At 61.2% G+C, this 9,877-nt stretch carries 9 protein-coding genes and 1 pseudogene; 9 read left to right on the top strand and 1 reads right to left on the bottom strand.

From position 1 onward, the window contains the following. Nucleotides 1–127: pseudogene (locus AC1DUB_RS08795) on the top strand (IS5/IS1182 family transposase); the annotation flags it as partial. A gap of 127 nt (nt 128–254) precedes the next feature. Beyond that, nucleotides 255–1,184 (top strand): 2-hydroxyacid dehydrogenase, encoded by a 930-nt coding sequence (locus AC1DUB_RS08790; protein WP_477729232.1) that lies wholly within the window; start codon nt 255–257, stop codon nt 1,182–1,184. On the opposite strand, the gene AC1DUB_RS08785 is transcribed toward AC1DUB_RS08790, so the two are convergent. After that, nucleotides 1,181–2,146, bottom strand: coding sequence for a LysR family transcriptional regulator (locus tag AC1DUB_RS08785; protein ID WP_477729231.1), 966 nt, complete (start codon nt 2,144–2,146; stop codon nt 1,181–1,183). The two genes, AC1DUB_RS08790 and AC1DUB_RS08785, sit on opposite strands and share 4 nt — an antisense overlap. Nucleotides 2,147–2,411: 265 nt before the next feature. Here AC1DUB_RS08785 and AC1DUB_RS08780 point away from each other — a divergent pair, with 265 nt between their 5' ends. The 7 genes from AC1DUB_RS08780 to AC1DUB_RS08750 all read left to right on the top strand — a co-directional run bounded on the left by AC1DUB_RS08780 (nt 2,412) and on the right by AC1DUB_RS08750 (nt 9,818). Continuing rightward, on the top strand, nt 2,412–3,332 hold the full coding sequence (locus AC1DUB_RS08780; protein WP_477729230.1) for a dihydrodipicolinate synthase family protein: 921 nt from the start codon (nt 2,412–2,414) through the stop codon (nt 3,330–3,332). Between the two features lie 182 nt (nt 3,333–3,514). Further along, nucleotides 3,515–4,837: an ABC transporter substrate-binding protein gene (locus AC1DUB_RS08775; protein ID WP_477729229.1), complete on the top strand. Its 1,323-nt coding sequence runs from the start codon at nt 3,515–3,517 to the stop codon at nt 4,835–4,837. Between the two features lie 21 nt (nt 4,838–4,858). Further along, nucleotides 4,859–5,833, top strand: a complete 975-nt coding sequence (locus AC1DUB_RS08770) for a carbohydrate ABC transporter permease (protein WP_477729228.1) — start codon at nt 4,859–4,861, stop codon at nt 5,831–5,833. 2 nt (nt 5,834–5,835) lie between these two features. Beyond that, nucleotides 5,836–6,687: a carbohydrate ABC transporter permease gene (locus AC1DUB_RS08765; protein WP_477729227.1), complete on the top strand. Its 852-nt coding sequence runs from the start codon at nt 5,836–5,838 to the stop codon at nt 6,685–6,687. A gap of 42 nt (nt 6,688–6,729) precedes the next feature. After that, complete coding sequence (locus AC1DUB_RS08760; protein WP_477729226.1) at nt 6,730–7,842, top strand: ABC transporter ATP-binding protein; 1,113 nt, start codon at nt 6,730–6,732, stop codon at nt 7,840–7,842. A gap of 2 nt (nt 7,843–7,844) precedes the next feature. Continuing rightward, a complete protein-coding gene (locus tag AC1DUB_RS08755; protein WP_477729225.1) occupies nt 7,845–8,873 on the top strand; it encodes a Gfo/Idh/MocA family protein in 1,029 nt (342 codons plus the stop codon). A 93-nt stretch (nt 8,874–8,966) separates the two neighbouring features. Further along, complete coding sequence (locus AC1DUB_RS08750) at nt 8,967–9,818, top strand: amidohydrolase family protein (RefSeq protein WP_477729224.1); 852 nt, start codon at nt 8,967–8,969, stop codon at nt 9,816–9,818. Nucleotides 9,819–9,877 lie beyond the last annotated feature (59 nt).

Below are 9,877 nucleotides of genomic sequence, written 5' to 3'. Positions count from 1 at the left end.
GCTGTGGGGATTTGGCAAGGTGCGCTACCGCGGGCTGGCCAAGAACGCTACACGCGCCTTTACGGCATTGGCGCTGGCCAACATCTACCTCAGCCGACAACGGCTGATGGCACAGGTGGGCCCATGAGAGCGGAAAACGGGCCAGGAGGCCCGCGAAACAGGCAGTTCAGCAATCTATTTGATCCAAATCGAACCGTCATCAACCCGAGCGGGCGCTTTGGCGGTACTTGTTCAGCGAAGCCCTAGCTCCTGACATGCAGGCTATCGTCAAAATCGGGACCTTTGCCGGAGAGCTTCAGCAGGCCATTGACCGGGAATTCCGATGCCATGGGCCTGAGGACATTGCGCGAAACGATGGGCTGCGCCAGTCCATCCGCGGACTGATCACCCGGAGCAACTACCAGGTGCCCCTGGCGCTGCTGGAGTTGCTCCCGGCCCTGCAGGTCATCTCAACCTGCGGGGTAGGCTACGACGGCATCCCCGTGGCGTATGCCCAGGCAAGAGGGATCGCCGTCACCCACACGCCGGGCGTGCTGGATGACGCGGTCTGCGAATTGGGCGTGGGTTTGCTCCTGAGCCTGCTACGTGAAATCCCCGCTTCAGACCGCTTTGTGCGTGATGGGCGATGGTCAGATGGCGCTTACGCACTCACCACCAGCCTGGCCGGAAAGGCCGTTGGCATCGTCGGCCTGGGTCGCATTGGCCGGGGCATCGCGGCAAGGTTGCAGCCATTCGGTGCGGCACTGGCTTATTCCGGGTCCCCAAAAATCGACGTTCCGTATCGCCATGTCCAGAGCGTGCTGGCATTGGCCGGCGAATGCAACATTCTCATCGTCTGCTGCAAGGGGGGAAGCGAGACCCGGCATCTGGTCAATGCGGAAGTTCTGCAAGCCCTTGGACCGGCTGGCTACCTCGTCAACATCGCGCGCGGCAGCGTCGTCGACGAACAGGCATTGGTTCATGCGTTGACAACGGGTGGCATTCGCGCTGCGGCACTGGATGTGTTCGAGGACGAACCGCTGCGCGATTCTGCGCTGACGTTGCTTCCCAATGTGCTTTTGTCGCCCCACGCCGGATCGGCCACCCGGGAAGCACGGACGGCCATGTTGCGCCTGACGCTGGACAACCTCCATGCCGTCCTGAACGGGCAGCCAGCGCTGTCGCCCACGCCCCGCATCGGCTAGCCCGCGTCAGCGATTCGTTTCTTCCGGCGGCTGCTTGCTGCCGGCTTGATGATCTGTTTGATGGTCTGCTTGGGGGCCTGCTGCGGGACCGGCTTCGCAAACACCGCTTCAGCCTCGGCCAGAAATGCGCGAGCCAATGATGCGCGTGGACCATGCTCGCCCCAGATCAGCCCGACGTGCCGGACCGGTGGGCGCTCCGGCAAGGGAATGCGGGCGATGGCCAGACCCGATTGCCACAGCGGTGTCCAATCCGGCAACAGGGCCACACCCAGGCCTTGCGCCACCAGGGCGGCAATCGCCATGAGGCCGTCAATCTCAAGACGCTGCCTGGGCCGGATACTTTGGTCGCGCAAATACCGATCGGCCAGTTGCCCTCCGAGGACCGACCGGTCATAGCGGATGAATGGCTCTGATCGCAACAGTTCGTGGGCCTCACGACCAGCCAGTTCAGCGGGCGCCACGACCACCAGGGGTTCCGCCACAAGCGAGCGCCATGCGCAACTTTTGGCCACGGCAAATTGAGGCTCCACAACAATCGCGGCATCAATGGCACCGGTGCTGACCTGCCGGCACAACTCCACCGAGGACCCCGTGGCCACGAAGACATTGAGGTCCGGGTACCTGGCATAGAGTCGCTTGAGCACCGGCGGAAGCACGCTGGTCATGGCCGACGCGAACACGCCCAGCCGCAATTCGCCCAACGCAATCCCGTCGCCTGCCACCACGCGCAGATCGCGTATGTCACGCAGCACGGAGCGGGAAGGCTCCAGGATTTTCACGCCCGCCTCGGTCGGCTTGACGGATCGCCCGGCGCGCTTGATGAGCGCCACACCCAGTTCCTCCTCCAGTGCATGAACACGCGCCGCAATGGCGGCGGGCGTCAAGTCCAGTCTTCTGGCGGCTTCCGCCAGCGAGCCGACTTCCACGACGGTGACGAAGCTTTGCAGGTAGCGGACATCCATGATTTCACCTTGGGGAAACGCTGCTCGGAAAGTTAAAAATTTTATCGTATGAACACATGAAAAGCCTGTTTTATTTGACAGTGTGTGCAAGGAAACTCTGGGTACGCAAGAAGGCGGCCCGGAGATGCAGGTGTGTGGCGGCATCCAGGGGGTTGCCGATTTCAACTTCGTCGTGGGCCCAAGGCGCCCTTGAACCGCTTTAACCGCTTGAATTGCTTGAACCGCCCCCTTCCTCCCGTCATTCCATTTGAGGCAACTGCACACCATGACCACCAGAATCCGCGGCGTTCTCGCCCCTGTCCTGACCCCCTTCAACCAGCGCCTGGAGCCTGATGTCAGCCGCTTCATTGCCCACTGCCGCTGGCTGATCGACAACCAGGTCGGTCTGGCCATTTTTGGCACCAATTCCGAAGCCGCTTCACTGTCGGTGAGCGAGCGCCTGTCAATGACGGATGCGCTCTTGAGCGCCGGTGTTCCTGCGGCCCGCATGATGCCGGGCACGGGTGGCTGCTCGTTGACTGATTCGGTCATCCTGACCAAACATGCGGTTGAAAACGGCGCCTCGGGCGCCTTGATGTTGCCGCCGTTCTACTTCAAGGGCGTGTCCGACGAAGGCTTGTATGCCTATTACTCCGAGGTGATTGAGCAAGTTGGCAGCGATCGCCTGAAGGTCTATCTCTACCACATCCCCCAATTCACGCAGGTGCCGATCACACTGAACCTGATCGAAACGCTGCGCAAGCGTTATCCCGACACGGTCGTTGGCGCCAAGGACTCATCGGGCGACTGGCCCAACACCAAGGCCATGATCGACAACTTCGCCAAAGACGGTTTTGACGTCTTCCCTGCCAGTGAGTCGACGCTCTCCAAGGCGCTGCCGCTCGGTGCCGCCGGCTGCATCAGTGCCACCGTCAACATGAACCCTGGCGGAATCCATGCCCTGTACCAAGGCTGCAACAGCGCACAGGGTGAAACCTTGCAGGCCAATGCGGACGTGATCCGCAAGATCTTCCAGGCGGTCCCGATGATCCCGGCCATGAAGCGGGTAGTCGCCGAATTCTCGTCTGACCCCGGCTGGCAAGTGGTGCGTCCACCCCTGGTTGGGCTGGACGACAGCACCACCCACAGCGTGCTGGCGGCCTTGCGTGACGCGCGATTCACCATGCCGGGTTATCCGGGTCGCTAGGCGTTCGGCAATCGGCGATCGGCGCTCCACAACCAAACGAAACCACCCGCCAACAATGAGGAGACAACTTGCAAAACACCAGAGAAAAAACAGCAGAGAAAACACCACCACGCGGCACCAACGCCCGGTGTAGTGCCGAGCCAGCATTTACATAAGACAACTTTCCCAGCCAGGAGACAACCATGCCTTTGCCCAGATTCTTTCCTTCCGCAGTTTTCGTCCAGCGCTTCGCGCCTGCTCTGGCAGGCGCGCTGGCTTGCGCCGTCCTGGCTGGCCCAGTGCTGGCCCAGCCCTCGCAGCAAACCGTCACCATGTGGAGTCATTGGCCCGACGAGCAGTCCAAGCGCGGCTTTGTCGAAGAGCGCGTGAAAAAGTTCGAGGCCGCCACACCGCAATGCAAAGTCAACCTTCAATTCGTCCAGAAGTCCGACCTCTATGCGTCGGTCAAGACCTCGGTGCGAACGGGGCAGGCACCCGACATCTTCTGGCTTGAGCCCGATGAAATTGCGTTCGCGAAGAGCGGCTACCTGGAGCCACTGGACAGCTACATCAACCTCAACAATCTGGAAGACTGGGCGCGCCAGTCCTGGAGCCATAACGGCAAGGTCTACGGACTGCCGGTGGAGGCCTACACGGTGGAGCTGTACTACAACAAGGACCTGATGAAGAAAATCGGCGTGACGCCACCGCCTGGCATGCAGATGTCGCAGGCGCAATTCACGGACCTGGTGAAGAAGTCCGCCGCCGCGGGCATCACACCGGTGGCCTCAGGCGTGGGGGACCGCCCCTACCCTGGCGCCTACCTGCTTCAGGAGATGCTCCTGCGCAAACTGGGGCTTGACGACTATCGCGCGTTGCTGACGGGGAAGCTGTCGTTCACTGACCCGCGTGTCATCGAAACCATGAACTGGATCAAGGAACTGGTGGATGCCGGCGCCTATCCGAAGAGCTTCTCCACGCTGAAGCTCGGCGAATCGCACTACTACTTTCACACCAATCCGGGCGCCATGATGTTCCCGATCGCCAGCTGGTACACAGGCCGCGCTTTCATTTCAGCGGAAAAAGGGGGGCAGCCACAAGGGTTCCCGCTCGGCCTGATGAAGTATCCGGCAGTCAACGATGCGAAATGCCCGGAGTGCAAGACACTCGCCGTCGGTGGCAGCTACGTGATGTACTCGCGCAGCAAGAATAAAGAGTGCGCGGGCAAGCTCCTCAACTCGATCGCCACCGTGGAAAATGGCAACAAGTGGATGGAGGAAGTGCTGCTGCAGACAGGCGTGCGCACGGACCCTTCGCGTATACAGAGCATTCACGCGCAGTACTTCAAGGACCTGCAAGACCGCAGCATCGGCGCAAAATTCTTCATCGGCACACCACTGCACTACATGAGCGGCAAGTGCGGGGACACCTTTTCGCAGGTACTCAATCGCGCCTTTCCCGCCGGTCTGATCAGCGTCAAGGACGCGGCTGGCCAGATGGACGCAGCTTGCAAAGCGGCTTCTTGAAGTTTTTCCGAGACGCCGTTCATGTCCAATTCCATTTCGAACGCCCTGCCCGCCCCAAAACCAGGTTGGCGCCCGAAACTCGGCGCGTTGCTGGCGCCGCCCGAGGCTGACTCGCGGCGCACCTCATGGCCGACCTTGATGCTGTTTCTCGCGCCGGCGCTTCTGGTGTATGCGGCGCTGACGGCCTATCCCGTGGTGCGGACGTTTTACAACAGCTTTTTCATCATCAACGACATCGCCTCGTCGGATTTCGTGGGCCTGGCCCACTTCGCCGAAGTGTTCCGTGACGCCACCTTTCTGGCGGCGGTGCGCAACACCGCCATCTGGTCTACCGTGGCACCGTTTCTCGATGTCATCACCGGTTTGTTGCTGGCACTCTGCCTGTATGCGGGTGTGCCGTTCGCCCGTTTTCTGCGGGTGGCCTGGTTCACGCCGGTGCTGCTGTCCTATGTGGTGGTCGGCATCATGTGGGTCTGGATCTACAACTACGACTGGGGCGTGGTCAACGTCGCCCTGCGCAACGTCGGCTTGGGGCATTGGGCGCAGGCCTGGATCGGCGACCCCCGGTTCGCGCTGGCTTCGCTCATGGTGACACATGCCTGGAAATGGGCGGGCTTCAACATGGTGGTCTGCCTCGCCGCCCTTCATTCACTGCCCTCCGAGGTGCTCGAAGCCGCTGAACTCGACAACTGCGGCTGGTGGGACAAGCTGGTGCATGTCATCGTGCCCATGCTGTGGCCCACCCTGCTCAACCTCTACATCCTGGCCTTCATTGGCAAGATGAAGGTGTTTGACCTGGTCTGGATCATGACCGAAGGTGGGCCCGTGTGGTCTACCGAGACGGTATCCACCTATGTCTACAAGCGCGCCTTCAACTGGAACACCTTCGACCTCGGCTATCCGTCGGCCATCGCCGTGGTGTGGTTCTTTGTGGTGGTGGGCTTCGTTGTGTTCTTCAACGTGCTGTTTCGCCGCCGCGAACGTCTGGAATACTAAAAATGCGTGCATCCAACTCCTTTGGCGACTCGGCTTCGCGCCTGCTGCGACAGGGCGGGCTGATGGCTGTCATCGTCCTGTACACCCTGTACTCGGCGATGCCCTTCGTCTGGCTTGGCTCGATGTCGCTGCGCACCACGTCCGAGATCAGCGCCGCGCACTTCGCCTGGCCGCAAACGCTGCACTGGGAAAAATTCCGTGTCGCCTGGGTTGACTCCAACTTTGCGCAGTATTTCTGGAACAGCACGCTGGTGGTGGGCGCGGCCGTGGCCATCGTGACCCTGTTCGGTGCAGCTGCTGCCCACTGCCTGGCGCGCTACAACTTTCGTGGCAACCGGCTCGTGTACTTCACCCTGTTCAGTTCCATCGTCTTTCCACCACAGATCATCCTGATCTCCCTGTTCCAGGTGCTGGTGGAATTTGACCTGTACAACACGCGTCTGGGTCTTACCCTGGTGTATGTCGGTTTGCAGCTTCCGTTGACCGTGTACCTGCTGGAAGGCTTCTTCGCCCGCATCCCGCAGGACCTGTTTGACGCGGCCAAGATTGATGGTTATTCAGACTTCGAGATCTTTTGGAAAATCGTTCTGCCGGTGGGCATGCCCGCCATCGCCACCACCATCATCCTGAATTTCATTCAACTATGGAACGAATTCCTGTTTGCGGTGGTGCTGGTCAGCGAACCGGGCCTGCGCACACTGCCCATCGGCATCCGCGCTTTCATGGGCGACTACTTCCAGGACATCGGAATGATTGCCACCGGAATGATGATCGCCATCATCCCGGTCGTGATCGTCTACGCCTTCTTCTCGGAAAAGCTCATTCAGGGGATGACGGCTGGCGCCGTGAAATAAGCCCGCTCATCGTTCACTTGCCCACACAACGGAGAAACACAATTGGCTACCGTCACTCTCAAAAATATCTGCAAAAGCTACCGCGGCACCCCCGTTCCATCCGTCAATGACGTCTCATTCACTGTGAACGACGGCGAATTCATGGTCTTGCTCGGCCCCTCGGGCTGCGGCAAATCGACCACCTTGCGCATGATTGCCGGTCTCGAATCGATCACCAAAGGCCAGCTGGATATCGATGGCCGCGAAGTCAACGAGGTCGCGGCCAAAGATCGCGATATCGCCATGGTGTTCCAGTCTTACGCGCTCTACCCCCACATGACCGTGGCTGAAAACCTGGGTTTTGGCCTGAAACGCCGCAAGGTCGACAAGAACGAAATCGCCGCGAGGGTCAAGAAAGCCTGCGGCATTCTCGGCCTGGACGAGTTGCTGGAGCGCAAGCCTTTTGCGCTGTCAGGCGGCCAGCGCCAGCGCGTGGCGCTGGGCCGCGCCATCGTGCGTGAGCCCAAGGTTTTCCTGTTTGACGAACCGCTATCCAACCTGGACGCGGCCTTGCGCGTCAACACCCGCAACGAACTGGTACGTTTGCACCAGCGCCTGAACGCAACCATGATTTACGTGACGCACGACCAGGTCGAGGCGATGACCATGGGCCAGCGCATCTGCGTCATGAACAGAGGACGCGTGGCGCAGATCGGTCGGCCCCTGGACGTGTACCGGGCACCGGCCGACGCCTTCGTTGCACGCTTCCTGGGCAACCCACCGATGAACATCGTACGGGCCCAATTGCTTGAACACAATGGCCTGCGCCACGCGATGGTGGGCGGGTGCGCACTGCCCCTGGAGCGCTGGAAAGGCGTCTCATTCAGCGCTGCTGACGAGGTATTGCTGGGGGTGCGGCCTGAAGAGCTGTCGCTGACCACGACGCCAGGCAGCGAGCAGGCATCACTGCGGGGCACGGTGTCCGGAGTGGAACCCCTGGGCGCAGAAACGCTTGTGATCGTCGAACTGGAGCGCCAGGCGGGCGAGGTCACGGCGCGGCTGCACCGCGAAACATCAGTCCGGATCGGTGACACGGTAGGCCTCAGCTGCGCTTCGGAGGCCATCTATCTGTTTGACGCGGTCAGCGAGAAAGCCATTGTGGCAACGGATCATTGAGCATGGGCACAACACAGACACCACAGACACACCAGGCCCAGCCGCTGCGGATCGGCCTCATCGGCGCAGGCTGGGTCACCCAGCATCACCTGGCAGGCTGGCGGCAACACGCATCGCGCGCCCGGGTGGTGTCCATCACCGACCCCCATACGGCGCAGGCACAAGCGCGAGCCAGCGCCTTTGGCATCGACCAGGTCTTCGCCAACGCCGAACAGATGCTCGACCGGGGCGACCTCGATGCCGTGGATGTGGCGGCGCCACGCGAAACCCACGCGGACCTGGTGCGCCTGGCCGCGCGGCACGGCCTGCCCGTGCTGTGCCAGAAGCCACTGGCTCCGACCTATGAAGAAGCTTGCACACTGGTCGCCGAAACCCGGGACCACACGCGCCTGATGGTGCATGAGAACTGGCGCTTCAGACCCTATTACCGCCAGATCTCCCGCTGGTTGCACGAGCAGCGCATCGGTCAGGTGGTACAGGCGCAAATGAGCCTTTTGACCTCGGGTCTCATTCCAGATGGACAAGGCAGGTATGCCGCCCTCGACCGCCAGCCGTTCGTGGCAACGCTCCAACGCGCGCTGGTCATGGAGATCCTGATTCACCACATCGACACACTGCGTTTCCTGCTGGGTGATTTGCGCCTGGTGCATGCCCGCCTGGGCAAGGGCTGCAGCGCCATGGCGGGAGAAGACCGCGCGTCGCTCGTTTTCGAGAGCACCAGCGGTGCGGCGGTGAGCCTTCTGGCCAACCTGCGGGTGTGGGGTGAACCCGAGGCCAAACCTGATGAATTGTTGCTGGTCGGTGAGCGCGGCTGCATTCGGCTATCTGGTGATTCGCTGCGCTGCCAGGGAGATCAGCCGGAACAGCTCAACTACGACCTGCCGGCCTGCTACACCGAATCCTACGCCGCAACCATCGGTCACTTCATCGATGCGCTGGGTGATGGCAAACCGTTCGAGACCAGCCCACAAGACAATCTCCAGACGCTGCGCCTGGTGGAGGAAATCTACAGCTTCGAATCCCGCATTTAGCGCGGCCGAATCCGCCCCTCTTTTTTTGCCATGACGACCACACCATGTATTGACACTTTGAGTGGGTCTCATCCACCGATCCGAAGGCAACAAATGAAATTCTCATCGGGTTCGAACGCTCCCGGCATCAGGGTGCCCCCCGGCGCCATCGACTGCCATCACCATATTTACGATGCGCGCTACCCTGCAGCGGAGAACGCCACCCTCAGGCCTGCCGACGCCTTGATCGCCGATTACCGCGCGCTGCAAGCGCGCATTGGCACCACCCGCAACGTGATCGTGCAACCCTCCACCTATGGCGTAGACAACCGCCTGCTGGTCGAATCGCTCGCCGCATTCGGGCTGAAGAATGCGCGGGGTGTTGCTGTCGTCAACACCGGCGTGACCGACGGCGAGCTCAAGCAACTGCACGACGCTGGCGTGCGCGGCATTCGGTTCAACCTCGCGCCTCCCGGTACCACCGCGCTCGACATGGTGCGCCCGCTGGCACGACGCATTGCGCCCATGGGCTGGCATATACAGCTCAATGCACCGGCAGCAGCGCTACTCGATGCCAAATCAGTCTGGAGCGATCTGCCCGTTCCCGTGGTGTTCGACCACCTGGGCCGTGTTCCGCAACCAGGCGCTGTCAACCATCCCACCTTCGCCATGGTTCGTGAACTGCTTCAGCAGGGCAAGGCCTATGTCAAACTTTCCGGGTTCTACAACGAGTCCAACGTCGGCCACCCGTCCTATTCAGACAGCGTGCAAGTGGCGACCCTCTACGCCCAGGAAGCGCCCGAGCGTGTGGTCTGGGGAAGCGACTGGCCGCACCCCACCGAAAAAGACAAAGGCTATCCGGACGACGCCAATTTGATCGATTTGCTGTCCGAAGTCGTACCCGACGAGGCGGCCCGCCATCGCATTCTGGTGGACACCCCGGCAAGGCTGTACCAGTTCGCATGAGCCCTGGACGGTTCCCGTCTGAGCTTTGACGTATTCCCGGCCAGTGAGTCAACGCCGTC

The sequence above is a fragment of the Polaromonas sp. P4_F9 genome, assembly GCF_056401235.1.
Note: the sequence above shows the minus strand (reverse complement) of the source record. Positions and strands in the feature narration are given on the sequence as shown.

Bases quoted from the DNA above. Each gene is read 5' to 3' on its own strand.
- AC1DUB_RS08780 (WP_477729230.1), top strand. From the start codon at position 2,412: ATGACCACCAGAATCCGCGGCGTTCTCGCCCCTGTCCTGACCCCCTTC.
- AC1DUB_RS08765 (WP_477729227.1), top strand. From the start codon at position 5,836: ATGCGTGCATCCAACTCCTTTGGCGACTCGGCTTCGCGCCTGCTGCGA.
- AC1DUB_RS08770 (WP_477729228.1), top strand. From the start codon at position 4,859: ATGTCCAATTCCATTTCGAACGCCCTGCCCGCCCCAAAACCAGGTTGG.
- AC1DUB_RS08755 (WP_477729225.1), top strand. From the start codon at position 7,845: ATGGGCACAACACAGACACCACAGACACACCAGGCCCAGCCGCTGCGG.
- AC1DUB_RS08790 (WP_477729232.1), top strand. From the start codon at position 255: ATGCAGGCTATCGTCAAAATCGGGACCTTTGCCGGAGAGCTTCAGCAG.
- AC1DUB_RS08775 (WP_477729229.1), top strand. From the start codon at position 3,515: ATGCCTTTGCCCAGATTCTTTCCTTCCGCAGTTTTCGTCCAGCGCTTC.
- AC1DUB_RS08785 (WP_477729231.1), bottom strand. From the start codon at position 2,146: ATGGATGTCCGCTACCTGCAAAGCTTCGTCACCGTCGTGGAAGTCGGC.
- AC1DUB_RS08750 (WP_477729224.1), top strand. From the start codon at position 8,967: ATGAAATTCTCATCGGGTTCGAACGCTCCCGGCATCAGGGTGCCCCCC.